Below are 24,885 nucleotides of genomic sequence, written 5' to 3' on the forward strand. Positions count from 1 at the left end.
ACCGGGCGACGCGGATGCGAAGCCCGCATGCGGCAAACGAAGCGACGCTCCCGGCGAGCCGGCGTGTCCCGGCGTGCGTTCGACGCAATCTCATGCGAGCCGCCGCCTCGCGACGCGCATCCAACCTGTTCGCGCGCTTCGCGTGGATCACGCTCGCTTCGTATCGCGCATGTGCCGGATTACCGCGGACGGTATCCTGGTGCATCGCTGCGCGCCGCACTGCCGATGCCTTGTTCGGCCGCGCGCCGCAGTGCTTCGTCGACAAGTCCATCAGCAGGAGTTCTCGCCATGAGTACCGCCACGCCGGATTACCTCAACTGCAGTCAGGCCATCGTGGGCGGTCTGATCGACACGCTGTCCTGCGCGCTGCTCAACAATTTTCCGACCCTCGAAGCGGATCCGTACGACATCGAACTGACACTGGACGCTCTGCGTTTGTTGCGTCCGCGCATGGCCGAACTGGATACGATGGAAGCCGTGCTCTACATGCAGCGCGGCCACTGGGACGACGCCATCCGCGTGTTTTCGCGCGTGATCGAAGGCGCCCCGCATTTCTCGTATGCGAAGGCGCTGCTCGCGTTTTGCCTCTCCGTGAAGGGCGATACCGGCTGGCGGCAATGGGCGAGCGCCGCGCTCGCGCAGAATCCGGATCGCGACACGCGGCAGCTCGTGCGCGCGCTCGAAGCCCGCGACGACCTCCGCGAGGCGATTCGCGTCTATCGCAACGGCGGGACCTTCGAAGTGCCGCTGTCGATCACCGCGCTCAACGACGAGCTGCCGCAGGAGCCGCCCGTCGTCGCTGGGCCACCGCCCACCGCCGCTCACAACGAGGCGCTCGCGCAGCAGGGCTATTTGCGTATCTGAATCCGGCGGGCGGCGCAGCGGCGTCGTCGGAAACCCCTCATTCAAAGAGGCTGAGCATGGCATTGTCCGTCACGAACCAGCAGATCGCGGCCGCGTTGCAAGCGGCTGCGCCCGCGGCGCACGCGGCCGGCGGCGACGCATCGCTGCAACAGGCCGGCGACCGCTTCAAGGCATTGATGCACAACCCGCGGATGGCGCCGCCCAATCACGGCGACGACATGAGCACCAATGTGATCGCGAAGATGGCGGCGTCGCAGGACGCGGAGATCCAGAAGTCCGTGAACGACGTGCTCGCGCTGTCAGGCGACGCGAACCGCATGTCGGTGCAGGAAATGACCGCCGCCGCGATGAAGGCGACGCTCGAACTCGCCAGCACGCAACTCGACATGGAGGCCAAGATGGGCGTGGTCAACTCGTCGAAGTCGTCCGTCGAAACGTTGATGAAGAATCAATAGGCGATGCGGGAACTCACGCACAAGACGCATGCTGCGGCGCGACCCTTCGCTCGCGCGGTGCGGACGGGCGCGCTCGGGCTGGCGCTGGCCGGCTGCATGGTGCTGGCCGGCTGCCAGAAGGAGCTGTATCGCAACCTGACCGAACAGGATGCGAACGAGATGGTGGTGGCGCTGCTTGAGCAGGGCGTCGACGCGTCGAAGAGCACGGTCGACAACGGCAAGACCTGGACGCTGGAGGTCGACGACAAGCAGCTGGTTCGGGCCATGCAGGTGCTGCGCGAGCGCGGTTTGCCGCACAACCGCTACGACGATCTGGGCAGCCTCTTCAGGAAGGACGGCCTCGTCTCCACGCCGACCGAGGAGCGTGTGCGCTTCATTTACGGCCTGTCGCAGGAACTCTCGGCGACCCTTTCGAAGATCGACGGCGTGATCGTCGCGCGCGTGCAGATCGTGCTGCCCAACAACGACCCGCTTGCGCAACAGATGAAGCCGTCGTCGGCCTCGGTGTTCATCAAGTACCGTCCCGATTCCGATGCGAGCGCGCTCGTCCCGCAGATCAAGACGCTGGTGATGCACAGCGTGGAAGGCCTGACCTACGACGCGGTCAGCGTGACCGCCGTGGCCGCCGACCCCGTCGACCTGCCGAAGCCCACGCCGGTGCAGAGTTCGCCGCTGCCCACGTTGATCGCAGCGGCGCTGGTATTGCTCGCCGGCGCCGCGAGCCTGTTTCTGTGGCTGCGGCGCGGCATGCCGGCGCAAGGCCCGGCCGCTCCGCTCCATGTGCGGATTCACGCGCGAATCAATGCGCTCGCCGGCAAGTGGCGCCGCGCGAAACCTTCTTCGGCTGCGTGATGACGGTGTCCACGGTTTCCTTGTCTGCTGTTGCGGAAGCGGTCGGTACGGGAGGTCAGGCAGTGCCCCCCGCGGCGTTTCCGTTTTCGCGCACCGCCGCCGCGCTCGCCGCGTGGCAGCGCAACGCGCGCGAGGCCGCGCGCTGGGCGCATCCGTCGTGGTGGGCACCGGCACTCGACGTCGCGCCTGAGACCATGTCTGCCTCCTTCGACGCTCTCTTCGACGCGCTGGCGGGCGCGCAAGCCGGCGCGCTGGCGGCCTGTTCGCAGGCACTGTTGCGCGCGGCGCAGGTGCCGATGCCGGGCTTCGAGAGCCTGCGCGCGCCGGATCCCGTCGTGCTCGACGCTTTGCCGGTGCACGACGGCCTGCGGGTGCTGCGCATGCGCGCACTGCTATTGCGCCGCGCGGAGGTGCGGCGGTTGATCGACAAACCGAGTCGGCGCCGCCTCGCGCAATGGGTCGGTGTGCCGCTGGAGCGGATCGGGGCCGCGCCGGCGCAGGGCGCCGCGGCGCCGGCCAGGAGACTGGCGAAGGCGGCGGCGCCTGTTCCGGCTCACGTGTCTGATGCGACGCGCCTCGTCGCGCGAGGACAGTTGCCTCCGCTCGAGGAAATCGACGGCGAGCGGCTCGCCTGCGAAGGCTATGCGCTGATTGCGCGCGATAGGCAGGAGGCGACGCAGTCCGCGATGTCCACGCAAGCATCAGGCGAAGCCAGGCGTCAGGGAGAACACGAAAAGCCGCGCGAGGCAGCGGGTCACGGCGAGCACGAGGAACACGAGGAACACGAGGAACACGAGGAACACGAGGAACACGAGGAACACGACGAGCCGCGCCACCGGCCCCGCGCGCCTTGCCCGTGTCCGCTGCTGCGGCTCGCGCTGCCGCGCGACCTGCCGCCGCTGTGGCCGGCCGTCAGCGCGCGCGAACTCGACGCGGGCGGCACCGCGCTGCTCTTTGCGCAACTTCCCGAACTGCTTCCGGAGTGGGCATGGCTATTTGGCTGAGATCGGACCGGCTGCTGCACGCCGCCGGTGGCATCCACGGCGATGGGCGCGGCGGAGGGCATGTCGGCGCGCACGCGGACGTGGTGCCGCGTGCCGCCTTCGGGGCGTTGATGGAGATCGACGCCGCCTACGCGCAACTCGCCGCCGATCGCGACAGCACGCTCGCCGCCGCGCGCGACGAAGCCGCGGCGATCGTGGCCGCCGCTCGTGCGGAAGCCGGGACGATTCGCGAGGCCGCGCGCAGCGAGTACGAGCAGGCAGCGACAAGCGGTTACCGCGACGGCGAAGAGCGCGCGCTTGCCGACTGGGTCGAGCGGCTCGCGCAGGCCGGCGCCGAACAACGCAAAGCACAACTGAAAATGCGCGAGCGGATCGCGAGCATCGTGACCGTGGCCGTCGAGCAGATCGTGCAGGTGCAACAGGCCGATCAGCTGTTCGAGCGGGCGCTGTCGGCGGTGGACCGCATCGTCGAGGGCGCGACGTGGCTGCGCGTCGCCGTGAGCCCCGTCGACTACGACAAGGCCTGTGTGGCCTTTGAACGGCTTGGCGCGCGCTGGCGCGATCTGGGCAGGCCATTCCCGTTGTCGGTCATCGCGGACAAGCGGCTCGCGGCGGGCAGTTGCCTGTGCGAGTCGGATTTCGGCGCAATCGACGCCAGTCTCGCGACCCAAATGCGGGCGATGCGGCTCGCGGTTTCGCGGGCGCTCAAGCAGTCGGCGGGCGAACTGGACGAAGGTGCGCCATCCGTTGCGCCGCATGCCGCGATGGCTGGCAACGACACCGCCGAACTCGCCGAGGCAGGCGACGGCTGGGCCGACGAGGGCTGGCAATGACCCCGCCCGGCGCGGCCCATCTGTCCCGGATGCACCGCGAGCCCCGCATGCACGACGCCGGGGACGCGGACGACGGGCTGCTGCCGCTTTTCGATGCCGAGCGCCTCGCCGATGCGATCGAACACGAGATCCTCTCGACCGCGAGCATCGCGCGAAGCGGCAAGGTGCTCGAAGTCATCGGCACGCTCGTCAAGGTGGCCGGGCTCGATGTGACGCTCGGCGAGCTGTGCGAACTGCGCGCGGCGAACGGCAAATTACTTCAGCATGCCGAAGTAATCGGCTTTACGCGCGATGTCGCGTTGCTGTCGCCGTTTTCGCGGCTCGCCGACATTTCGCGCTCGACGCGTGTGGTGGGCCTCGGCCGTTCGCTGACGGTGCCGGTCGGCGACAGCTTGCTCGGCCGCGTGATCGACAGCCTCGGCGAGCCGATCGACGGACTCGGACCACTGGGCGCCACCGAACAACGCCCGGTGTTCGCGAACCCGCCTTCGCCGATGAGCCGGCGCATGATCGACACGCCGCTCGCCACCGGCGTACGCGTCGTCGACGGCATGATGACGCTCGCGGAGGGACAGCGCATGGGCATCTTCGCGCCCGCGGGCGTCGGCAAGAGCACGCTGCTCGGCATGTTCGCGCGCGGTGCGCAATGCGACGTGACGGTGATCGCGCTCATCGGCGAGCGGGGCCGCGAAGTGCGCGAGTTCGTCGAGCTGATTCTCGGGGCTGAAGGCATGGCGCGATCCGTCGTGGTGTGTGCGACGTCGGACCGTTCGTCGATCGAGCGCGCGAAGGCGGCCTATGTCGCGACCGCGATTGCCGAGCACTTCCGCGACCGCGGGCAGCGCGTGCTGCTGATGATGGATTCGCTCACGCGCTTTGCGCGCGCGCAGCGCGAGATCGGCCTCGCCGCCGGCGAGCCGCCCGCGCGGCGCGGCTTCCCGCCGTCGATCTTCGCCGAATTGCCGCGGCTTCTGGAGCGCGCCGGCATGGGCGAGCACGGTTCGATCACAGCGCTCTACACGGTGCTCGCCGAGGACGAATCGGGTAACGATCCGATTGCCGAGGAAGTGCGCGGGATCGTCGACGGACACATGATCCTGTCGCGCGAAATCGCCGCCAAAAACCAGTATCCGGCGATCGACGTGCTGGCGAGCCTGTCGCGCGTCATGCCGCAGGTGATGACGCCGGATTACGTGCGCGCCGCGGCCCGCCTGCGCGAACTGCTCGCGAAGCATCGCGAGGTGGAGATGCTGTTGCAGATCGGCGAATATCAGCCGGGCGGCAACCCGCTCGCCGACGAGGCGATTCGCAAGATCGACGCGATCCGCGCGTTCTTCAATCAGGCGACGCATGAACTGGCCGCGCCGCAGGACACCGAGGCGCGGCTTTTCCAGTTGGCCAACGGCTGACCCGATGAGCGCGACGCCCAGCCCCGAGACGACACGCCGGCGCGTGAGCGCGCTGCAGTTGACGCTCGCTCGCCGCGAGCGGCTCGAGCGCCGTCTGCAGGCCGGCCTGATTGCCGCGCGCGAAGCGCATGCCGGCGCGCTTGCCGAGCGCGACGCACAACTCGCACGGACAGAGGCGGAACGCGAGCAGCTGCGCGGTTTTCACGCGAGGATCGCGCGCATGATGACGGGCGGCAGCACGTTCCAGTTAGCCGATCTGAACGCGACGATGCGCTATGCCGATGTCGTCGCCGTGCGTGTGCAGCAGATGGAAGCGGAACTGGCCACGCTCGAAACGGTATTGCGCGGCAAGGCCGACGAGCTTGCCGCCGCCACGCGCGCGCTGGCGCTCAACCGCAGCCGTCTCGATCTATGCAGCGAGCGCATTGCCGGGCTGCGCGTCTCCCTTGAGCGCCATGCGGCCGACGCGGGCGACGAGGAAGCGGAAGAAGCGGCGCTGGCGCGTTTGCATTGCTGTACGCGAGTGCATGGCGCGACGCCATGAGATTGCCGCTCCGCATTTCAACTTGATTAGCCATCCATAATGTATGACACGCTCACCACGCTGCCGCAGTTCGGCGCCACGCTGATTCGCTCGCTGACGGTGCTCGGCGTGTGTTCCGTGCGGCTCTTCGTGATGCTCTACCTGTTTCCGCCCACCGCGGACGGCATCCTGCAAGGCGTGGTGCGCAACGGCATCGTGCTTCTGTTCAGCTCGTTTATCGCTTACGGTCAGCCGGTTTCGCTTTATACGTCGCTGACCGGCACCGCGCTCGTCGTCATCGGCTTACGCGAGGCGGCCATCGGACTGCTGCTGGGGTTCGCGGCCTCCACGGTGTTCTGGGTGGCAGAAGGCGCCGGCATTTACGTCGACGATCTGGCCGGTTACAACAACGTGCAGATCACCAACCCGCTGCGCGAGGAACAGTCCACGCCCACGAGCACGCTGCTCGCACAGGTGGCGAGCGTTGCGTTCTGGACCTTCGGCGGCATGACCTTCCTGCTCGGCGCGCTTTATGAGTCGTATCACTGGTGGCCGCTGACCGCCGCGACGCCGGTGCCCGCGAACGTGCTGGAAAGCTTCGTGCTGCAGCAGACCGATTCGCTGATGCAAACCACCGCCAAGCTCGCCGCGCCGATGATGCTGATGCTGCTGCTCGTCGATTTCGCGTTCGGCTTCGCGGCGAAGTCGGCGCAAAAACTCGAACTGATGACGCTCAGTCAGCCGGTGAAGGGCGCGCTCACGGTGATGATGCTCGCGCTCTTCGTCGGCATTTTCGTCGACCAGGTCCGCGATCAGCTGGTGCTGTCAGGTCTTGGCGAGCAGTTGCGCGCGATCGCCGGCGCGGTTCGCCACTAGGCCCATTCGGCCCATTAGGCCGATTCAGCCCTCCAGGCCGCGTACCCGCCACGCGAATCCTCAACACTCCTCAAATGCGCGCGAACCGTCAGATTTGTTGAGGATGTGCTTCACACGCTTCGATACATTGGGCATCGCCGCCTCGCGTTGCACGATGCGCGGCCCATCCCTCGACCATCGTGGACATCGTGGAACCCATGAACAACAAACGGCTCATGCTTGCTGCCCGGCTGGCAGCGTCTCTTGCCTTCGCGTTGCCCGCCTTGCTCGCGGCGCCCGCGCAAGCCGCGGCTATCCACTGGCGCAGTGCCGTGGTCCACGTCAGCGCCGAAGGGCAGGACGTGAAAGACGTGCTGCGCGATTTCACTGCCGGACAAGGTGTGCCCGCAACCATCTCCGGCGACGTGCACGGCACCGTGAGCGGCCGCTTCGACATGCCGCCGCAGCGTTTTCTCGACACGCTCGCGTCCAGCTTCGGCTTTGTGTGGTTTTACGACGGCAGCGTGCTGTCTATCAGCGACGTGAACACCGTCACGCGGCGCGTGATCAAGCTCGATCATGCGAGTGCCGCCGATCTGCGCGCGGCGCTTGCACAACTGCGCATCGAGAACTCGCGCTTTCCGATCACTTACGACGAGAATCAGGCGACGGCGCTCGTGAGCGGCCCGCAGGCGTACGTGCAGCTCGTCGCCGAAGTGGCGCGGCGTCTGGACGACAATGCCGCGCAGCGCACGGGCTCGATGATCCGCGTGTTCCAGCTGCATCATGCATGGGCGGCGGACCATAACGTCGAGATCGACGGCAAGACAGTGACGGTTTCCGGCGTCGCGAATGTGCTGTCGGCCATGTACCATCCGCGCGAGCAGCGCGGCCGCAACGGCGCGGACAGTTACGAGCAGGCCGCGAACCGCGCCGCGCGCGAACCGACAATGCGCCGCCTGCAGCCGATGCGCGACGTCACCGGCAGTACCGACGGCGGCGGCTACGGAAGCGGCGTGAATCCGCCGCTGCCGGCCGGCATTGCCGCGAACGGCGGCGTCGCGCCCGGTATCGGCGGATTGCTGAACGGCATGGCCGCGGGCGGCGGACCCGGCATGCAGTCCGTCGGCTCGACCGATAGCGGCGACGGCGACAACGGCGGCGATACGTCGGTAAGCGGCAGCCAGACGCTGCCCGTGATCGAAGCCGATCCGCGCACCAACTCGGTCCTGATCCGCGACGTGCCGCAGCGCCTCGCCCAGTACCAGAGCCTCATCGACAAGCTCGACGTGCGGCCGCGCCTGATCGAGATCGAGGCACACATCATCGAGATCGACGACAACGCGCTCAAGCAGATCGGCGTGGACTGGCGCGCCCACAACAGCCACATCGACATTCAGACCGGCAACGGCACGACGCAGCAGAACGGCTACAACGGCAACATCGATCCGATTTTCGGCACGCAGACGCTGTCCGACGGCACCACGATTATCAACACGACGCCGGTGGGCGGGTCGCTCACGGCCGTGCTCGGCAACGCCGGGCGCTACCTGCTCGCGCGCGTGAACGCGCTGCAGCAGAGCAATCTCGCCAAAATCGACGCGAGCCCGAAAGTCGCCACGCTCAATAACGTCGAGGCGGTGATGGATCAAAAGACGCGCTTCTTCGTGCGCGTGTCGGGCTATACATCGGCGGATCTGTACAGCGTGTCGACCGGCGTGTCGCTGCGCGTGCTGCCGCTCGTCGTGGAGGAGAACGGCAGGACGGATATCAAGCTGAACGTTCATATTGAAGACGGTGCGATTACGTCGCAGCAGGTCGACAACATTCCGGTGATTACGACGAGCACGATCAACACGGAATCGTTCGTCGGGCAGGGCGAGAGTCTGCTGATTGCGGGCTATCGCGTCGATACGTCGACAAACGGCGAAACCGGCGTGCCGGGTCTTTCGAAGATCCCGCTCATCGGCGCGCTGTTCCGCTATCGCGACGATCAGCGCAGTCATATGGAACGGCTCTTTTTGCTGTCGCCTCGCATCATCGAGTTCTAAGCGTGTGCTTGCAGGCGGAGCTTCATCGGTTAGTGAGGGAGCGAACGCGGCGCGGACGTCGTCGACGCCGCGCCGTTCCGTTTGCACGCCTAACCGTTGCCGCGCGTGCGCGCGGCGAGAGCGGCGGCGCTCACCAGTGCGTACGGCGCTTTCGGCACGCCGCCCGGCGATGCCGCGAAGCCTGCTTGCGAGTCGCTCCATGAAGGCGCGTTGCGGGCGACGGCGCTGTCCGCGGCGTGCACTTCCGCGCGGGGCGGCGAGACGGGCGCAGAGGCGCGCGGCATGGGCTCCATGCACGCCACCGCGAGGACCGTGCTGGCGTCGGCATCTTCGTGCGGCGCGCCGAACGCAGCGCTGCCGCTTTTCACTCCGCCCATGGTTTCAGCGGTCTCGTCCAGCGTGGCGTCCGCCGTGTCGGCCATTTCGATGCGGTAGCCGTGAGCGTACAGCGTGCGCAGATGCACGCCCCACGGGCCCGTCAGTTCGAGCTTTTTGCGCAGCTTGTAGATGTGCTGTTCGAGCGTGCGTCCAATGATGTCCTCGGACCGGCTCCATACCGCTCCAGCAATCTGGCGGCGGCTCACATATTCGCCGCGCCGCGAAAACAGCAGCCACGCAATCGCGAACTCGCGCGGCGTGAGGCGCACCGCCTGGCTATCGACGTGCACGGTGCAGGTCCGGCGATCGAGCCGGTACGCGCCGCATTCCAGCGTATCGCTCGAGTCGGCGCTTTGTAGTTGCACGCGCAACAGTGCGAGGTGAACCCGCAGCATGACCTCGCGGGCATCGACAGGGGAGAGCACCACGTCGTCGGCGCCCGCGTCGAACAGGCGGGCAATCGCCTCCCGGTCGTGACCTGCGCCGACCACGATCAACGGCGCGCGACGATCCGCATAACAGGCGCGCCGGGCGAGCACGGGACGCAGCGGGTTGAGACCGGTATCGGCGTCGATCAGGATCGCGCTGTATTCGTCGCGATAGATTGCGCGCGCGAAGGCGACGTCATCGGCGAACCGGTGGCAGACGGCGCCGTCGGCTTCGAAACAGCGGCAGATCAACCCGAACAGTGTTGCGCTTCTGGTCATCACTGCAAGTTTCATTTTTCCTCCGTGCGATACCACTCACCCGTGAAATTGGCGGGCGAGGGCGGACGTTATGGCTGGAACGGGCAAGTCGATGCGTCGGCGCGTTGATGCGATTACGCAATTCGAATGACTCGACAGTAGAGGCAGCCGTCCATCAAGGATGTAACGTTTTGTTTCCCGGCATCGATTCAATCGGCTGATTGAAAAGCGGATCAGCAGAACAGCGTTTTTTATCCACCTGTTTCTCGTAGTTTGCTACGTCCGCCGTGCGTTTTTTACGCAACGGATTAAACGTCGAGCCGGCCTTTCAGCCGTGAAATCTTACAGACGCGAAGCCGTGCGAAGCGGCTCAGGTCCCGTATTGACGGACTTTTTCCCGAAAATCTTACGGCAATGTAATTTACGTGTAAGGTTGGCTCGTGCTTTTAACCGCGGGCGAAATCTTTAAATCGCCGCATGCAAGCGTGGCGCAGTCAGGAGACGCATTTATTTCCGAATCGATGTCAATGAAATTGCCAGGTTGCCGCTATTTACCGCTGTGAGAATTGTTGAGCGTATTGAATTGAATATTGCCTAATATGGCCACGCCGCCGGTGAATCACCGCTTTCTGACTGGAGTGTCGCCGTGCCGTATCTGCTCAATACCTGGTATGTCGCCGCGCTATCCAGTGAGGTCACAGCGAATGCGCCGCTTGCCCGCACCTTGCTTGACGAGCCAGTCGTGCTTTACCGCACGGCCGGCGGACAGGCCGTCGCGCTCGCGGACCGCTGCCCGCATCGCTTTGCGCCGCTGTCGCGCGGGCGTCTTGTCGACGGCGCGCTCGAATGTCCCTATCACGGTCTGAGGTTTGGCGCCGATGGCCGTTGTGTCTTCAATCCGCACGGAAACACAAACGGCAACGGCAACGGCAACGGCACGGCCAGCCCGCCCGCGCGGGCCCAGGCGCGCCATTACCCGGTGCGCGAACGTTACGGCGCGGTCTGGTTCTGGCCGGGCGATCCCGAGCGTGCGGCGCACACGCCGCTGCCCGCGTTCGACTATCTCGAGCCACACGAGAACTTCACGACCGAGCGCTATCTGCACACGCGCGCGAATTACCAGCTAAGCGCCGACAATCTTCTCGATCTGAGCCACTTTCAATACCTGCACCCCGAGACGCTCGGCAGCGAGCAAATGGCGAGCGGCGTGGTACGCGCGACGGTTGCGGGCGACAGCGTGTCGGTGCGTCGCGAGATGAAGGGCGAATATCTGCGGCCCATGCTCACCCAGAGCTTCAACCTGCTGTACGGCGAACGCGCCGACCGCGAGCTCGACGTGCACTGGATGCCGCCGGGCCTTCTGACCATCGTCGTGCGCATTAGCGAAAGCGGCTTGCCCGAGACAGCACGCGAAGCGAAGTCGGCGCATTGGCTCACGCCCGAAACGGCGGTGAGCTCGCATTATTTCTTTGCGTTCGGTTTGCCGCGCGCCATGGGGGAGCACGGTGCGGAACTCGTCAGCCGCACAGCGCAGAGTCTTCTCGCGCCGTTTCGCGATGAAGACATTCCCATGCTCGAAGCGCAGCAACGCATGATGGGCGAGCGTGATTTCTGGTCGTTGCGACCGGTGATGCTGCCGATCGACGCAGGCGCGGTCCACGCGCGCCGCATCATGGAGCGGCTCATTACGCACGAAGCGCAAGGCGGCACGGAGCGCGTGTCAACGGCCGAGCACGCCTCATAGCTCGCGTCTGCGGGTCATGGCGGCCGCATCAGAAAGCCGCCGACGCAGGCAGCGGCCCGCGCTCACACTCCGCCGCCGGGCGCGGCAGGCGCCACGGCGCTGGCGGGCTCGCCGGCGCTCGCAAGATGCGCTGCTGGACCGGCAGCCGAAGCCGGCATACCGCCGGCGCCTGCGTCGCCTTCCGCGGACGATTCGGCATCCGGCGCGGACACCGGCGTCCAGAACGTCAGGCTTTTGCCGGTCCGGCTTTGCTCGTGCGAAGCGCGCACGCCGTACTTCCAGCCTTGCGAGCTGCTGCGCGAAACCTCACGCAGACCGAAGAGACCGAGCGGCCGCCAGGCTGACGGATCTTCGAACGCGGCCTGCATTTTCCGTTCGAGCGTGCGCAGCTTTGCTTCGATCAGCGCGCGCTCGGCGCGGCTCAGTGAGTGCGCCGAGGCATCCGCGAGACGCGCTCTTAGCTGATTGGAGAGCGTCAGATACTGGTTCAGACGCGGCACGCGTTCTTCGCGGATCACCCAGCGTTCGCCGAACGAAAACTCGCCGGACGATTCCCGCTGCGTCTGCTCGATCACCTGTTGCAGCCGCTCGGCACCGATGCCGTGTGCCCACGCGGGATTCGCGCGGACCGAGCGGGCCCAGTCGTCGGCGTTGCCGAACATGCGGTCCTGCATTGTGTATTCGGCGACGAAGCCGCGGTTGTCGCGCATCGCGAAGACGAATGACGAACGGCCGAACGGAGTGAGCTCCACCGCTGCGCCGCCGAGCGTTTTCGCGCCGGGACTTACCGATCCGATCTCGCCCGTGCCGTCGCCGAGCGCAAAGGCACGCGGTGCGAACTGCGCGCCCACGCTCGCCGTCAACGAGCCCTGCACGGCCGTCGCGCCGATCGTGCTGGCGAGCGCGCCGCTCTCCTTGAGATCCGCGGCGGAGTAAAGCGTCACGCCGGAGCTGACGCCCGCATACCCCCCGACGCGCTCGGGCGAACTCGCGCCGGGCACGTTCGCGCGCGCAACGCCGCCGACGGTCAGCGGCGTCGCCGTGATGGTGGTCGCGTTATTGTTTTGCGACGACAGCGAAATGCGTTCGTTGTCCGCAATGCCCGCCGCGAGAATCTGCATGAATTCTTCGGGCGTTTGCGCCTGCTCGGCGGCGTCCCAATAGGCGTTGACCATTTGCCGGCTGTCCTTGTGCCACAGCTCGGCTTCGAGCGCGGCGGTGGCCGGCGTAGGCGCGAGCCGCCGTGCGCGCAGCACGACCGACTGCTCGCGCGCCAGATAGCCTCCCACGCTCGACGACGCCCAACCGCCGGCCATCCCCGCGACGCCGCCCACGTCCAACGCCGCGCCGACGAAGCCTTGCGCGCCCAGCGCGCCGTTCACGCGGCTGCGTGTGCCGAAGATCATCTGGCCGCCCTCGTAAGCCGTGCCGATCGAATACAGCGAATCGCGGCCGCCCAGCACGGTGACGATCGGTCCCGCCGACACCAGCAGCTTCGCCGGCAGATTGGCCCACGCGCTTGCATCGATACCGAGCGCGTTGCCGTCGTACGACGTAAAACCCGTGCCCGGCACGTTCCGCGCCATCAGCGCAAGGTGCTGTTCGCGCAGGTTGTGCGTCGTGATCCTGTCGAGCGGCGCGATGCCCGGGTTCGCGAGCAGATCGTGCGCCGCCTGCAGATGGCGCGCGGTCGGCTCTGCGCGGGCGGCGTCGGCGGCGGCCATTCCGCTTGCATTGAACCAGCTCTCGAGCGCCGCGAGCGTGAAACCACCGTCGGTCATGTCGTCGATGAAACGACGGCGGCGCTCGCGGTCGTCGAACATCCGCAGCGTGCGTCCGACATTGCGCTCCATCCGTTCATCGCCTTGCCCGCGCAAAGCGGCGACGCGTGCGCGTGCCGCATCCCACATGCGCCGCGCGTCGCGCCGGCCGATTTCGAACGATTCGGGCCGGCGCTTTTGCAGCTCGCGCAGCGGCGCGTCGGAGGGGACATTGGGGCGCGCTGCGCTCCACGCCTGCAGGCGCTCCGCGTTCAACGCATGCGTGAGCATCCGGCCGGGCGTCGCGGCGGCGGGCAACTGCGCGTGGCTGTAGTCGAGCAGCGCGTCGCGCGCTGCGATCAGCGCCGTGTCGTACCGTCCACGCGTGGTGTCGAAGAACGGCGTGTCGGCGCCGAGCAGACTGGAAACGCCGATCGGCGAGCGGTTCTTGCCGAACGCTCGCGGCACGTCGTGCATGGCCAGTCCGATGCGCGCTCTTGCATGCGCGAAGCGCTGGGCCGGCGGCGCACCGTCGATCGGACCCAGCGCCCGGTCCTTGCGCGCCTGCCGTTCGGCGCCTCGCGCCACCCACGTGGTGCCGCCGTCGAACAGCAATTGCGACGCGCGGGCGAGATCCGAGCCCGGGCCGCTTTCGTCGAAGCCCAACTGCCACAAGCGGTAAGCGGTAATCGCCTCGATCTCGCACGCGCCGGTGTCGTGCGCGTCGGCGGCGTCGGGCGGCAGACGCCGCGCGGCATCGAGCGCGAGCATCGCGTGCCGGCCATACGGATCGTCGGCAAAGAGGCGATAGGTCGACTCGTGGTTCAGATCCGCGGGTGTGGCGCCGAGGTCGGCGTCGATGGAGCGTAGTTTGTGGCCGGCCTGCAGATAGACGACGAGCCGTGCTGCAGCACCATTGCCACGCTCGGCATGCCGCGCGCCGTCGCCGAACTGCAGACACAGCAAGCCTTCGAGCGCGGCGCAACGCGCATGCGCGAGGTCTTGCGCGCAACGCCACGCGCGGCGTTCGAGCTCGTCCGGCGCGGCATGCGCCGCGTCGCCGGTGATGTCGAGCGGCTGCTGCAATCGGTCGAGAATCCGCGCGGCCAGTATCGGATCGCCGTCGCTCGCCTCGGCGAGGGCCTGCGCGAGCGGCACCACGCATGCCTGCGGCAGGCGCTCGACGGCCGGCGGCAACGACGCGTCGGCGCGCGCGGGCCGCGGGCGGCGCAGCGTGAGACCGTCGAGCAGGCGATTGATGGCAGCCTGCCGCGCGTCCGCCGCCTCGCGGCTTGCGTCGGCTGGAATCGGAAAGAGCCGGTTCACCGCGATCACGGGCTGCATGAAGTGGTCGTCGAGCGTTTGTCCCCATTCGCGGGCGGCGGCGTTCGCTTCGCGGTTCCGCAGGCGCCGCAGCGTGTCGCGAATCGCGCGGGGATTCATGAACTTCGGCATGGGCAGCGATCCGCGCGCGGTGCTGCCCTCGGCGACGAAGGCGGTGGTGCGTTCGATCGAGGCGTGGGCGAGCTTCGCGCCCTGTGCGCCGATCGCCGCGTCCTCGCTTCGGAGCGGCGCCTGTTGCGGCGGCGGCGGCCTGCGCTGCAGTGGGCGCGGAAAGCGCGGATCGCCGGCCGGATTCGCGACGCTGCCTGCCGCGCTCAGCGTCGATTCGAGCACAGTGACTGTGGTGTTCGACGCGCGAAAGATCCGCGTGATGGGGTTGTGCCGCACACGGTCCGACAGACGGGCGAGGCCGCCAAGCGGTGTTTCCTGATGGGCGACGGGCGCCGGTTCCGGCTGCGGCGCCTCGCCGGTATGCGGTGGACTCGCGGCGGTGGCGGTGCTATCGCGTCCCGGCAAAAACCACGTGAGCGCAGTAAGACGGAAGTTCATCGGGTTCTCCGAAGCATACGGCGGCGTGGCGCGCGGCAGGCAGAAGGCCGTCTCACCCGCAGCGGACCTGCCGGTTGCGCACCGTGCGGGCCGGGCAGCGACGCTATTGCGCGGCCGATGCCGCGTTCAACGGCGGCTCGGGCGCGGGCACGACCGCCGCCGGGTCGCTCGCGCGATAGAACAGATAGGTCGCCGAATACGGCACGAACAGCGACACGCCTTCCTGGTCGCAAGCCAGGTCAGGCGGCACGCCGCCCGAGGTCAGCACGCGCTGCACCGATGTGGTTCGCGCGAAGCGGCCTTCGCCCGCACGCTCGCCCGCGTTGAAGCGCGCGGTCACGCGTTGCCACGGCAGCGCGCCCGGTGTGACCGTTTCGTCGGCGGTGACGCGTCCGATCACATAGCTGCCGTCGTACCCGCTGAACATGCGGTTCGGCATGACCGTGCCGACGCTCTGGCGAGCCTGGTCGACGAGCGTGGCTTCCGCGCCCGTCGAGACCCATAGAAGCGCGCTGCCGTTTCTGCGGCAGTTCCACACTTCGTCGCCGACTGCGCTCAGCACGTCCTGCAGGACTTCCTGCGAGCCGGCGCGCAGCGACAGCGGCAAGGTCTCGTTGGCCGGCGGAACGAGCTTCTGCTGTTGTGCGACTTTCAGTTGCATCGCACCCGGCGAAGGGTCGGCGCAGGCGGCGACGAGGCTCGCGAGCGCAAGCGCGACCGCTGCGCGCGCCGCGGCAGCAGGAGCCATGACGGGGACCACGGAACAGAGGGCGGCAAATGAAGGTTTCGGCACGGCGGTCTCGGCGCAACGCAATGGCGCCAGTAGACATGAAGCGCGACCTGCGCGCCCTCGCGCTGCGAAGCGGCGGACGGATTTGCGCAGAATCGCCGCGTTACGACGTCTCGCAGACGACCCGGCTCACGCGAAATCGTCGCATGGCGATGGGCGATGGGCGATGGGCGCGCAGTGTGCGCCGCTGACTTGCCCGGCGGGTGTCGACCCAAGCTTCGCTTTTTCGCCCATCGCTGCGCACTGCATGCAATGATGGCGCCGTGCTCCTTTTACATTCAAACCTGCCCGCCGCCGCGCTGCGATGATCGCGCGGTCCGGCGCGGGCGGCGTTGCCTCGCTAACAAGGAGTCGTCATGACGTATAGCGCATTCTCCACGCTGTCCTATCCGGCCGGCGGATATACGGGCGCGGCCGATCCTTCGTCGCTTTTCACGCGATCGATCATCGCGCAGCCGAACGCGTGGGCAAGCTCGGGCGGCAACTTCGGCGGCGGCGCGGGTGCGAACTGGAATTCGCCGGGCGGCATGGGGGACAACGCGCTCGAAGAACTGTTTTTGCAGTTCCTGCTGAGCATCACCAGTCCGTCGCAGGAATCGTCAGGCATGCCGATGCCGTCCATGCCGTCGCTTCCCGGCAGCGGCGGCGTCACGCAGGCCAGTTACCGCCGTTCGTCGGGCGCGGGCTCCGCCGATTCCGGCGGCGCCGTGGAGCGGGGCGACCCGAACGTGCGGCCGGTGGGCTCGGGCAATGCGGCGGGCGTCGCGCAGACGCAGTTGCACAAGTCCGCGGCCAGCATCATGGCGGACCAGGGCGTGCCGATGGACAAGGGCGTCGACACGACGGTGTGCTGCGCGAACTTCGCGTCCGCGTGTCTCGTGAAGTCGGGAAAGATTTCGGAGTCGCAGCACACGAATCTCGTTTCGACGCTGCACAGCGAACTGAAGGGCGACGGCTGGCGCACCGTGAGCCGCGGCGAGGCCAAGCCGGGCGATATCTGCATTGTCGGCGACGATGAGCACGTCGAGATCGTCGCGAGCAATGAAAACGGCCGCATCACGCTGATCGGTTCGAACAATACGCAAGGCGGCAGCGGCCCGCAGGTGGTGTCGTACGACACCTATACCGGCAACCGGAGCGATGTGACGTTCCTGTCCGAATGACGGGCGAGCAACCCGCAACCCGCCTAATGCTCGACCATCAGCCGGTCGTAGCCATGAAACGAGCCGTGCTGCTGGCGCGGCTGCTCGCGAGGCGCAAGCCGCAGCCCGGGCATGCGCCGCATGAGCGCGCTCAACAGCGACTCCAGTTGCATCCGCGCGAGCGCGAGACCCATGCAGCTGTGCGGACCCGCGCCGAAGGTCAGTGAACGTCCGGCTTCGCGCTCGAAGCGGATTTCATCGGCCGCAGCGAACGCCGCCGGGTCGCGATTCGCAGCTCCGATGAGCGGCATCACGCGCTCGCCGCGACGAATCCGGTAGCCGTCGATCTCGACGTCGTCCCATGCATAGCGGAATACGGACTGCACGGCGGGGTCGTAGCGGTACAACTCGCGCACGGCTTGCGGTACGAGCGAGACGTTGTCCTTCAATGCCTGCCAGGCGCGCGGCGCGCGCAGCAGTGCCGCGATGCTGTTGCCGATCGACAGCAACGTGGTGCCGTATCCCGCGATGAACAGGAACAAAACGTTGACGAGCATTTCGCGCCGGCCCATGCCGCCTTCCTGTTCGAGCCGCAGAAAGCGCGCGGCCGCATGATCGGGCACGACGTCCGGCTCGATGGCAAGCATGAACGATTCGACCTGCGCGATGAACGTTTCGGTTTGCACGGCCGCGAGCGCGCGTTCCTGTGCGGACATCGGCGCGCCGCTGATCAGCTGCCACGCGCCCGCCGACGCCTGCAGATAACTCGCGCCATGCTCGTCGGGAAACCCGAGCAGACGGCAGATGGTGTGCACCGGCAACACGCTCGCGATGTGAGCGACGAGATCGAAGCGCGGCAGTCCTTCGCATTGATCGATGAGACGCGCGACTTCATCGTCGATAAACGCTTGCAGCGACAATAGCGCCTTGCGCGAAAAGAGCGGCGCGAGAAAGCGCCGCAGCCGTTCGTGCGCTTCGCCGGTCTGAAACACGACCATGTTCGTGTAGCCGAGCGGATCGTCGAGCGGCACGGCGCCGGGCGGCGGCCGCGCCGAAAAACGGGCGTCGTCGAGTATGCGTGTGACGAGCGCATGCGACGACGCGAGCCACACACCGCTCGCGTCGCGGCACAGCGGCCGGTGCGTGCGCAACCATTCATAGAGCGGGTAGGGGTCGGCCGAACCCGTGCCGATGATGGACGGCAGCACGCTGAAGGACTCCGGCTCCGGCATCTCGCGGTTCATGGTGACATCAGCGGGCACCGGTCGGCGGGCTCGTCAGACGGTAAGACCGAAGTTGCCCGGCAACTGCACCGGTTGCTCGACCGTCAGCGGTTGGACATGGCCGTTCGACGGGGTGCCGAGGTTCAGATCGCCCGCGCCGATGTTGACCTGATCGGCCGCGAACTTGTAGGTGCCGTCGCTCTGCTTCTCGCCTTCGACGAGGTTGCCGCTCATGATCAGGTCGAAAGGCGAGCGGCCGTTCGTCATGAGTTCGTTGACTTCCTTCTTGCCGTCGGCGGTAAAGCTCACGCTGCCGTCCGCGCCCACGGTGCCGACCGATTTGCCGGTCTTGTCGTACAGGTTGCCCGACGGATCCTCCAGCAGGCTCACCTCGCCGCCGGAGCGGGTGGACAGCTTGATCGAGCGCAGCGGCGGATTGCCGTTCGAGGGCATGCCGGGATACTGACCCGTCGAGCCCGGGAACTGCCCGCCGCCCGTATTCTGGCTGCCGCCCGGATACTGTCCGCCGGACAGGCCGAGGTCGTTCAGCAACTGCTGGATATCGGCGTCGATCTGTGCCTGACTCGCGCCGCCGGACGACTGTGTGCCGGGGTACTGGAACGTCGGGCTCTGGAAGTACGCGGAATTCACGTTATTCGTGGTCATGGTTCCTCTCACAAGGTGGGTTCATGCAGAAAACGAAGACTGATGAGGTCGCCAGATCGCGCCGACTTCAACACACACAGACTATGGGAAGCACATCGGCGTGCGCGAGCGGATGCGAAGCGCGGTGTGCGCGCGCGAAATCCGCAGCGTGCGGACATAGTCGCCGGCGCCAGCGCAGGAACGATCGCGCAGGGGGGGCGAACTGCCGGTGAAGCGCATGCTTCGCGATCGCGCTCCGTGCTTCGTATGCATGCGATGTCAAAGCGCCGCGCGTCCGAGAATGCAGGAGGTCGCCTTCGGCCATTCGTTCGCCCTGGTACGTGCAATGAAAAACGATCAATGCAGTTTCGCGGTGCTGGGTGTGCTGCTGACGATTTTTTCCGTGGGATTGCGGCTCGGCGCGCACGCCGATCTGGAGGAACTGCTGCTCGTCCTGCGCAGGCTTCATCCGAACCCTGCGGTCGTCGACATCTGCGAGGTCAGGCTGCTGGTCAATTCGCGGCGCTGGATCGACGCGCTGCGTCTGTTGCGGCAGATCGACGAGCAGGGCTATGGCTCGCCCGTCGTCACGGCATTGCAGAGCTGGTGTCTGTACATGCTCGCGGATCGCGACTGGCGGCGTTGCGCGGCTGCGGTACTGCATGGCGGCGACCCCACGGCGCTCGCGATCGTCGCGAAGTTTCTCGGCATCGGCGGGGATTCCATCGCCGCGCGCATCGCCGAAGCGTTGGGCAGCGAATACACGTGACGCGGCGCGCAACCCATTCGCTGCCCCTGCGCCGCGCCAGGCAGCCCGAGACCCACGCGCCGTCAGCTGGGCGCGCCGCCGTTGCGCGCATTGCCGGTTCGTGCAATGCGGTTGTAGCGAGCCTGCAGTTCCGCCGCGCGACGCGTATCGCCCGCCTCGCCGCAGCACACGATCAGAGCGGCCAGCGCTCGCTCGCGGAAGGCGCTGTCCGCACAGGCGTTGGCCAGTTCGTAGACCGTCTCCCACGCGGCAATGGCTTGCGCGACAGGCGCGTGCGCGAGCGGCAGCGCGCTTGCCAGAACGGCGTGAAGCCGCATCTCGTCGCGGCGTCGTGGCGTGGCGGTGGCCTGCACGCCGGCGAGCACGTCGCGGCTGCGCTGCAGATATTCACGTTCGAGCGAAAGGCGCGTCCACAGCCACGCCGAGCATTCGAGCAGCGAAATCGCCGTTTCGAACCGCTCGCATTGGGTGCTCCATTCGAGCGCCGCCCGCAGGTCGTCGAGATCGCTCACGTCGAGCGCGTCGATATGCGCGCGTTCGCCGCGCTTGCGATGCGCGTTCAGGCGCACGGGCAGCCCGGACGCAAGCGCGAGCGCGGTACGGTCGTATTCGCCGGCGTCGCGCAACATGTCGCGCGCGAGATGGCGGACCGGGCGCCTGATCTGCAGCATCCACTGCCCGCTGCTGTCCACTTCCTCGACGAGACCGGCGTCGGTCAACGCGTCGAGCGAGGCGTCGGCGAGCGCGTCGCCGTGAATCGCATCGCGCATTGCATTGGGGGTGTCGTGAAGGGTTTCGTGAGGCGTTTGGCCCGACCTCACGGCACTGGCCGCTGCGGGCGGCTCGCATGCGGTGAGCAAGCCGATGGCGGCGCAGCGCGGGAATTCGCCTGCGAACATGGCGAGCCGCAGCAGATGCAGTCGTGCGCGCCGATCAAGCCGTGCGAAATGCAGGTCGAAGGCGAGCGTGATGGGCGCCGAGCGCGAGTGGGGGACGCCCGACGTCTCGATGCGCGGTCCGATGATACTTTCCAGACTATGCGCATAGCGGGCCATGGCGGCGTCGAGCGGCTCGCCGCTACGCAAGTTGTGGTCGATCGTCGCGGCAGCGAGTTCGAGCGCGAGCGGCACGCCGGCGAGCAGTTGCGTGATGAGCACGGCGGCGTCGATGGCGGCTTGCGGCATCGCGCCGCTGTCCAGCGCGGCGAGGATCGCACTGCCGGTCGGTGTGCGCGACGACGCAGCGGACGGCAGACGCTGTCGGTCGCGGCGCGCAGACAGCGTGGCGAGCCGTGCGAACAGCAGCCGCAACGCGTCGTACTCCGGTGCGAGGATGGCGTTCACGTGGGTCTGTTCGGGCGTGCGCAGCGGACCGAGCGTCACCACTTCTTCATTGCGCAAGCCGAGCGGCGCGCCGGCGGTCACGATGGCGCGTACGTTCGGTCCGGCCGCGAGCAATGCGCCGATGGTCTGCGCCGCCAGCGCGCCGCTGTTGCACTCGTTGCAATCGATCACGAGCAGCACGTCGCGCGTGCGCACGCCGTCCAGCAAACGGTCGAGCGGACTGCGTGCCGGATCCGCCGGCAGCTTCAATGCGAGCGCGAAGGCATCGGCGAAAGCGTCGCCGGGCGTCAGCGCGGATAGTGCGACCGGCAGCACGCCGTCGCGAAACCGCGCGGCGAGGCGCCGTGCCGCTTCGTGCGCGAGCCGCGCCTTGCCGGTGCCGGTTGCACCGACGAGCGTGATGAGCCGCGTGATCGAGATCAGGCCGAGCACTTCGGAAAGCTCGGCATGCCGGCCGATGAACGGTGTGAGTTGCTGGGGCATGCGCGAAGCGCTCACCGCAAAGGCGGGTGGCGGCGCCGTCGCGACGGGCGGCGCGCTCGATATTTGCGCAGCGGATGCCGCCGCCGGAGCCGGCTGCGCGAGGCCATTCGTCTCGACCTCGGCGGCGAAGCGATAACCGAAGCCCGGCACGGTGACGATGAGATCGCGTTCGTCGCCGAGCGCGCGTCTGAGCGCCGAGATCTGCGCCTGGACCGTATTGACGTCCACGTTCAGCTCAGGCCAGCCGCGGCGGCCCAGCTCGGCTTGCGCAACCGGCCTGCCGCGCGCCTCGACGAGCGCGATGAGCAGCTCGAGCGCCCGCGCGCCCAGTTCGACCTCGAGGCCGTCGGCGACGAGCCGGGGCGGCTCCTGGGACAGCGTGTAGCGACTGAACGCCATGACTGTTTCGTTCGGTCGTAATGACGGCATCCTGGATCTCCAGCGGATTCGGCAAGCCCACTTCGTCTGGGCGGTACCGCGTGGGGCGGATCAAATGGATTCGTCAGCTTATTGCGAGTTGCATGGTTCGGCAATAGGGGCTAGCGCACGGCCGTCCGTTCCCGCGCTACGCGAAAGAGCACTTGCGGCGCGCGTCGACGTATGCCGTGCATCGCGAATCTCAACAGTTCTCAAATCGGCCGGAACGCTCAGATTTGTTGAAAATGTGCGCCGCATATCTGCCTAGATTAGGGAATGCGAACGATGGTGGCATACGCAACGATCGGTTTGCAGCAGGCGTGCGTGCCGGTGGCCGAGCCGCGCGCGCATCAACGAGGAGTCGCACCATGTTTCTGACGCTTTACTTTCCGCTGGCGGCGTCGTTGTCCGTGCACGATTTGCCGGACGGTTTTCTCAACAAGATACGCGACGGCGACCTGCAACCGGCGGGCGCCCAGGCGAGCCGCTGGTCGGATATCGCGCGCGGGGCCGCAGGCTCGCCCGAACTGCTGCGCCTGCATGCCGACATGCAGATGACGCTCGGCATCTGCGACGAGGCCGAAGAACAGTACCGCCGCGCACAGAAGGCGATCCGTTCGCCGCGCCAGGCGATCCGCGCGGCATCGTGCCGCAACGCCGGCTGGCAGGCGCTGTTTCGTCACCGGCTCGCCACGGCGCTGTCGTGCTTCGCGCGGCTCGTCGAGGAGCCGGAGATCGAGGCGGCGCAGCAGATCGAGGCCCGCCTCGGCATCGTGGGCACGTTGCACGAACTGGGCCGCTCGCGCGATTCGAGCGATGCGCTCGACGAACTGGCCGCCGCGGCTACGGAGCCGTCGCTGGGTCACTGGCGCGAACTCGTCGCCACCTTGCGTTTCGACGTTGCTGTGCAGCGCGAATTGCGCAGCGCCACGCTGCTGAGCGATCACGCGTACTGGCAGTCGGGTCTCGGCGATCACGCGCTGCGCGGCGTGGGCGCAGCCGGCGGATTCCGCCCGATGGCGTCGGCAAGCGATGAAGCCGATCTGCACGAAGTGGAGGCGCTGAACGTCTGCACGCCGCTGCTGCGCCAGCGCGTCGACTACCTGCGGCAGCTGCGCGCGCTGGCGCGCGGCGAACGCGCGGCGCTTGAGGGCATCACCGCGCATCTGAACTGGGCGCAGCAGCGCGGCTTCGGCGACTACCTGCGCAGCACGCGCCTTGAAGTCGTGCTGGCCGCGCTCGCGTCCGATGCGCCGCAGTTGGCCGAGATGCTGCTCGAGCCGCTGCATCGGATCGACCATGCGGCGTCGACCGGGCATCGGCAGCTCGAATACCTGTACGCGGTGGCCAAAACGCATCAGGCGCTCGGGCGTAGCCGCGAAGGCATGCTGTTTTTCGGCCGCTACGCACTGATTGCCACACAGTGTCTGCGCGACGATTCGCAAGTGCTGGTGTCGTACACGGGCAAGGCCGCGCGCCAGGCACCGCAACTCGACGATGTGACCGCGCGCCTGCCCGCGCGCTACCGGCGCGCGTATCGCTATCTGCAGGAAAACCTCGACAGGCGTGATCTTTCCGTGCGCGAAGTGGCCGCTGAAGTCGGTGTGACGGAGCGCGCGTTGCAAAGCGCGTTCAAGCATTCGCTGGGCCTCTCGCCGACCGAGCTGATCCGCCGGCTGCGTATGGAGCGCATTCGCGCGGACCTGCTCGACGATTCCTTTAACGGCGAGCGCTCGGTGCTGTTCACAGCCAACAAGTGGGGCGTGCAGAATCGTTCGACGCTCGTGAGCGGCTATCGCAAGCAGTTTCACGAGGCGCCTTCAGAGACGCTCGAGCGCTGAGCACGCTGCGCCTCAGCTTCAGCCGCGGCTGGGTTGGGCCGCGGCGACTCGCGTGCCGCGACGGGTCACGCGGTCAGTATGTATTGCAGATCGGCGAGGCGGCTCGACATCTGCGGGTCGCCCGGGCGCTCGAACGTGTTGCAGAACACGACCGTGGCGTCCTGCGCCGACTGCGTGTTCCTGACGGCGTCGATGGCGCCTGCCTGCGTCGTCTGCAATTCGTGTTTGAGGAAGCCGTAATTGGCCTGCTCGCTCGACGGATCGAGACGGTTCGCCGAGCAATAGTCGAGGTAGTCCTGCTTGCGTGAGCCGGTCCATTGCGCGATGCCGTAGCCGGATTGCATGTTCGAGTTCGGCGCGCCGATCGCGCCGCCCTGGTTGATGCCCGGGTTCATGCCGCCGCTTTCGTGCCACAGGTTCGCGACGATGCCCGCGGCCTGGTTTCGGGTCAGGCCGAAGTCACGTTGCAGGTTCGTCATGAAGTACTGCGCGGTCTTTCTGGCTTCAGGTGCGCTCGCGGAGCTGACTTGCCCTGAGCCGTCGCCGGCCGGCACGCCGCCCGTTTGCGACGTGCTCCTGTAGCCGGCGGGCGCGGCGCGGCCCGCTGACGAAGGCATGGAGGGCAGGGAAGGCATCGTCGGCATGCCGGAACCCGACGAACCGCCTTCGCTGAAGAGGTCGGCGAGAATCTGCTCGATCTCGCGCGCGATGTTCTCGTCGTTGGCGCTGCCCGCGCCGGCACCGCCGCTGCCGAGTTGATGAATGAGCTGGTCCAGACGTTTGAGTTCGGCGGCATCGATCATGGTGGTCTCGCTCGGGCGGTAAAGGACGAGATCGGTTGAAGAGGCGAAATCGAACCCACTGTAGCAGCGGGCATTGCGCGCGTACTGCGCAGTTCGGAAGTTGACGCCGCCGGAGCGAAGCG

21 protein-coding genes are annotated in these 24,885 nt (G+C 67.2%); 14 read left to right on the plus strand and 7 right to left on the minus strand.

Features of this window, described 5'->3' with window-relative positions; translation table 11 throughout:
* The first annotated feature begins 288 nt into the window (after positions 1–288).
* The 9 genes from ACEN8U_RS07890 (at position 289) to sctC (ending at position 8,846) form a co-directional block, all read left to right on the plus strand.
* On the plus strand, positions 289–864 hold the full coding sequence (locus ACEN8U_RS07890; RefSeq protein WP_310107824.1) for an HrpB1 family type III secretion system apparatus protein: 576 nt from the start codon (positions 289–291) through the stop codon (positions 862–864).
* A 56-nt stretch (positions 865–920) separates the two neighbouring features.
* Positions 921–1,319: a type III secretion protein HrpB2 gene (locus ACEN8U_RS07895; RefSeq protein ID WP_013592494.1), complete on the plus strand. Its 399-nt coding sequence runs from the start codon at positions 921–923 to the stop codon at positions 1,317–1,319.
* 96 nt (positions 1,320–1,415) lie between these two features.
* Positions 1,416–2,171 carry a type III secretion system inner membrane ring lipoprotein SctJ gene (gene sctJ, locus ACEN8U_RS07900; protein ID WP_310108071.1) on the plus strand — a complete coding sequence of 252 codons (756 nt, stop codon included), beginning with the start codon at positions 1,416–1,418 and terminating at the stop codon, positions 2,169–2,171.
* Positions 2,171–3,175 carry a type III secretion protein HrpB4 gene (locus tag ACEN8U_RS07905; protein WP_310108073.1) on the plus strand — a complete coding sequence of 335 codons (1,005 nt, stop codon included), beginning with the start codon at positions 2,171–2,173 and terminating at the stop codon, positions 3,173–3,175. The genes sctJ and ACEN8U_RS07905 overlap by 1 nt, the downstream gene beginning before the upstream one ends.
* Entirely contained in the window at positions 3,160–4,008 is an 849-nt protein-coding gene (gene sctL / locus ACEN8U_RS07910; protein WP_310107826.1) for a type III secretion system stator protein SctL, read from the plus strand. The genes ACEN8U_RS07905 and sctL overlap by 16 nt, the downstream gene beginning before the upstream one ends.
* 47 nt (positions 4,009–4,055) lie before the next feature.
* Positions 4,056–5,417 carry a type III secretion system ATPase SctN gene (gene sctN / locus ACEN8U_RS07915; protein ID WP_310107828.1) on the plus strand — a complete coding sequence of 454 codons (1,362 nt, stop codon included), beginning with the start codon at positions 4,056–4,058 and terminating at the stop codon, positions 5,415–5,417.
* Positions 5,418–5,421: 4 nt separating this feature from the next.
* Complete coding sequence (locus ACEN8U_RS07920) at positions 5,422–5,961, plus strand: type III secretion protein (protein WP_310107830.1); 540 nt, start codon at positions 5,422–5,424, stop codon at positions 5,959–5,961.
* A 39-nt stretch (positions 5,962–6,000) separates the two neighbouring features.
* Positions 6,001–6,816, plus strand: coding sequence for a type III secretion system export apparatus subunit SctT (gene sctT, locus ACEN8U_RS07925; RefSeq protein ID WP_310107832.1), 816 nt, complete (start codon positions 6,001–6,003; stop codon positions 6,814–6,816).
* Between the two features lie 197 nt (positions 6,817–7,013).
* The gene (sctC, locus tag ACEN8U_RS07930; protein WP_310107835.1) at positions 7,014–8,846 is read left to right on the plus strand and encodes a type III secretion system outer membrane ring subunit SctC; all 1,833 of its coding nucleotides are present in this window, start codon (positions 7,014–7,016) and stop codon (positions 8,844–8,846) included.
* Positions 8,847–8,935: 89 nt separating this feature from the next.
* Here the strand turns inward: sctC and ACEN8U_RS07935 are convergent, their stop codons facing one another.
* The gene (locus ACEN8U_RS07935; RefSeq protein WP_310107836.1) at positions 8,936–9,946 is read right to left on the minus strand and encodes a response regulator transcription factor; all 1,011 of its coding nucleotides are present in this window, start codon (positions 9,944–9,946) and stop codon (positions 8,936–8,938) included.
* Between the two features lie 610 nt (positions 9,947–10,556).
* On the opposite strand from ACEN8U_RS07935, the gene ACEN8U_RS07940 reads away from it, so the two are divergent.
* Positions 10,557–11,654 carry an aromatic ring-hydroxylating dioxygenase subunit alpha gene (locus ACEN8U_RS07940; protein WP_310107838.1) on the plus strand — a complete coding sequence of 366 codons (1,098 nt, stop codon included), beginning with the start codon at positions 10,557–10,559 and terminating at the stop codon, positions 11,652–11,654.
* A 62-nt stretch (positions 11,655–11,716) separates the two neighbouring features.
* Here the strand turns inward: ACEN8U_RS07940 and ACEN8U_RS07945 are convergent, their stop codons facing one another.
* A complete protein-coding gene (locus tag ACEN8U_RS07945) occupies positions 11,717–15,307 on the minus strand; it encodes a hypothetical protein (RefSeq protein ID WP_310107839.1) in 3,591 nt (1,196 codons plus the stop codon).
* Positions 15,308–15,410: 103 nt separating this feature from the next.
* Entirely contained in the window at positions 15,411–16,055 is a 645-nt protein-coding gene (locus ACEN8U_RS07950) for a DUF3455 domain-containing protein (RefSeq protein WP_310107841.1), read from the minus strand.
* A gap of 80 nt (positions 16,056–16,135) precedes the next feature.
* Between ACEN8U_RS07950 and ACEN8U_RS07955 the strand changes: the two genes are divergently transcribed.
* Both ACEN8U_RS07955 and ACEN8U_RS07960 read left to right on the plus strand, forming a co-directional pair.
* Complete coding sequence (locus ACEN8U_RS07955; protein WP_310107843.1) at positions 16,136–16,288, plus strand: hypothetical protein; 153 nt, start codon at positions 16,136–16,138, stop codon at positions 16,286–16,288.
* A gap of 165 nt (positions 16,289–16,453) precedes the next feature.
* On the plus strand, positions 16,454–17,260 hold the full coding sequence (locus ACEN8U_RS07960; RefSeq protein ID WP_310107845.1) for a hypothetical protein: 807 nt from the start codon (positions 16,454–16,456) through the stop codon (positions 17,258–17,260).
* A gap of 23 nt (positions 17,261–17,283) precedes the next feature.
* Here ACEN8U_RS07960 and ACEN8U_RS07965 read toward each other — a convergent pair whose 3' ends face one another.
* Together ACEN8U_RS07965 and ACEN8U_RS07970 are read right to left on the minus strand one after the other, a co-directional pair.
* Entirely contained in the window at positions 17,284–18,483 is a 1,200-nt protein-coding gene (locus tag ACEN8U_RS07965) for a cytochrome P450 (protein WP_310107847.1), read from the minus strand.
* A gap of 33 nt (positions 18,484–18,516) precedes the next feature.
* A complete protein-coding gene (locus ACEN8U_RS07970; protein WP_310107849.1) occupies positions 18,517–19,128 on the minus strand; it encodes a hypothetical protein in 612 nt (203 codons plus the stop codon).
* Positions 19,129–19,453: 325 nt separating this feature from the next.
* On the opposite strand from ACEN8U_RS07970, the gene ACEN8U_RS07975 reads away from it, so the two are divergent.
* Entirely contained in the window at positions 19,454–19,876 is a 423-nt protein-coding gene (locus ACEN8U_RS07975; RefSeq protein ID WP_310107851.1) for an HrpB1 family type III secretion system apparatus protein, read from the plus strand.
* A gap of 62 nt (positions 19,877–19,938) precedes the next feature.
* On the opposite strand, the gene ACEN8U_RS07980 is transcribed toward ACEN8U_RS07975, so the two are convergent.
* Complete coding sequence (locus ACEN8U_RS07980) at positions 19,939–22,101, minus strand: winged helix-turn-helix domain-containing protein (RefSeq protein ID WP_310107853.1); 2,163 nt, start codon at positions 22,099–22,101, stop codon at positions 19,939–19,941.
* Between the two features lie 386 nt (positions 22,102–22,487).
* On the opposite strand from ACEN8U_RS07980, the gene ACEN8U_RS07985 reads away from it, so the two are divergent.
* Positions 22,488–23,960: a helix-turn-helix transcriptional regulator gene (locus ACEN8U_RS07985; RefSeq protein ID WP_310107855.1), complete on the plus strand. Its 1,473-nt coding sequence runs from the start codon at positions 22,488–22,490 to the stop codon at positions 23,958–23,960.
* A 65-nt stretch (positions 23,961–24,025) separates the two neighbouring features.
* Here ACEN8U_RS07985 and ACEN8U_RS07990 read toward each other — a convergent pair whose 3' ends face one another.
* On the minus strand, positions 24,026–24,763 hold the full coding sequence (locus tag ACEN8U_RS07990) for a phage tail tip lysozyme (RefSeq protein WP_310107857.1): 738 nt from the start codon (positions 24,761–24,763) through the stop codon (positions 24,026–24,028).
* Positions 24,764–24,885 lie beyond the last annotated feature (122 nt).

The organism is Paraburkholderia phenoliruptrix, assembly GCF_047325075.1.
GTDB classification, from domain to species: Bacteria; Pseudomonadota; Gammaproteobacteria; order Burkholderiales; family Burkholderiaceae; genus Paraburkholderia; species Paraburkholderia phenoliruptrix.

Coding starts and splice junctions, on each gene's coding strand:
- ACEN8U_RS07890 (WP_310107824.1), top strand. CDS start 289: ATGAGTACCGCCACGCCGGATTACCTCAACTGCAGTCAGGCCATCGTG.
- ACEN8U_RS07895 (WP_013592494.1), top strand. CDS start 921: ATGGCATTGTCCGTCACGAACCAGCAGATCGCGGCCGCGTTGCAAGCG.
- sctJ (WP_310108071.1), top strand. CDS start 1,416: ATGGTGCTGGCCGGCTGCCAGAAGGAGCTGTATCGCAACCTGACCGAA.
- ACEN8U_RS07905 (WP_310108073.1), top strand. CDS start 2,171: ATGACGGTGTCCACGGTTTCCTTGTCTGCTGTTGCGGAAGCGGTCGGT.
- sctL (WP_310107826.1), top strand. CDS start 3,160: ATGGCTATTTGGCTGAGATCGGACCGGCTGCTGCACGCCGCCGGTGGC.
- sctN (WP_310107828.1), top strand. CDS start 4,056: ATGCACGACGCCGGGGACGCGGACGACGGGCTGCTGCCGCTTTTCGAT.
- ACEN8U_RS07920 (WP_310107830.1), top strand. CDS start 5,422: ATGAGCGCGACGCCCAGCCCCGAGACGACACGCCGGCGCGTGAGCGCG.
- sctT (WP_310107832.1), top strand. CDS start 6,001: ATGTATGACACGCTCACCACGCTGCCGCAGTTCGGCGCCACGCTGATT.
- sctC (WP_310107835.1), top strand. CDS start 7,014: ATGAACAACAAACGGCTCATGCTTGCTGCCCGGCTGGCAGCGTCTCTT.
- ACEN8U_RS07935 (WP_310107836.1), bottom strand. CDS start 9,946: ATGAAACTTGCAGTGATGACCAGAAGCGCAACACTGTTCGGGTTGATC.
- ACEN8U_RS07945 (WP_310107839.1), bottom strand. CDS start 15,307: ATGAACTTCCGTCTTACTGCGCTCACGTGGTTTTTGCCGGGACGCGAT.
- ACEN8U_RS07950 (WP_310107841.1), bottom strand. CDS start 16,055: ATGGCTCCTGCTGCCGCGGCGCGCGCAGCGGTCGCGCTTGCGCTCGCG.
- ACEN8U_RS07955 (WP_310107843.1), top strand. CDS start 16,136: ATGAAGCGCGACCTGCGCGCCCTCGCGCTGCGAAGCGGCGGACGGATT.
- ACEN8U_RS07960 (WP_310107845.1), top strand. CDS start 16,454: ATGACGTATAGCGCATTCTCCACGCTGTCCTATCCGGCCGGCGGATAT.
- ACEN8U_RS07965 (WP_310107847.1), bottom strand. CDS start 18,483: ATGAACCGCGAGATGCCGGAGCCGGAGTCCTTCAGCGTGCTGCCGTCC.
- ACEN8U_RS07970 (WP_310107849.1), bottom strand. CDS start 19,128: ATGACCACGAATAACGTGAATTCCGCGTACTTCCAGAGCCCGACGTTC.
- ACEN8U_RS07975 (WP_310107851.1), top strand. CDS start 19,454: ATGAAAAACGATCAATGCAGTTTCGCGGTGCTGGGTGTGCTGCTGACG.
- ACEN8U_RS07980 (WP_310107853.1), bottom strand. CDS start 22,101: ATGGCGTTCAGTCGCTACACGCTGTCCCAGGAGCCGCCCCGGCTCGTC.
- ACEN8U_RS07985 (WP_310107855.1), top strand. CDS start 22,488: ATGTTTCTGACGCTTTACTTTCCGCTGGCGGCGTCGTTGTCCGTGCAC.
- ACEN8U_RS07990 (WP_310107857.1), bottom strand. CDS start 24,763: ATGATCGATGCCGCCGAACTCAAACGTCTGGACCAGCTCATTCATCAA.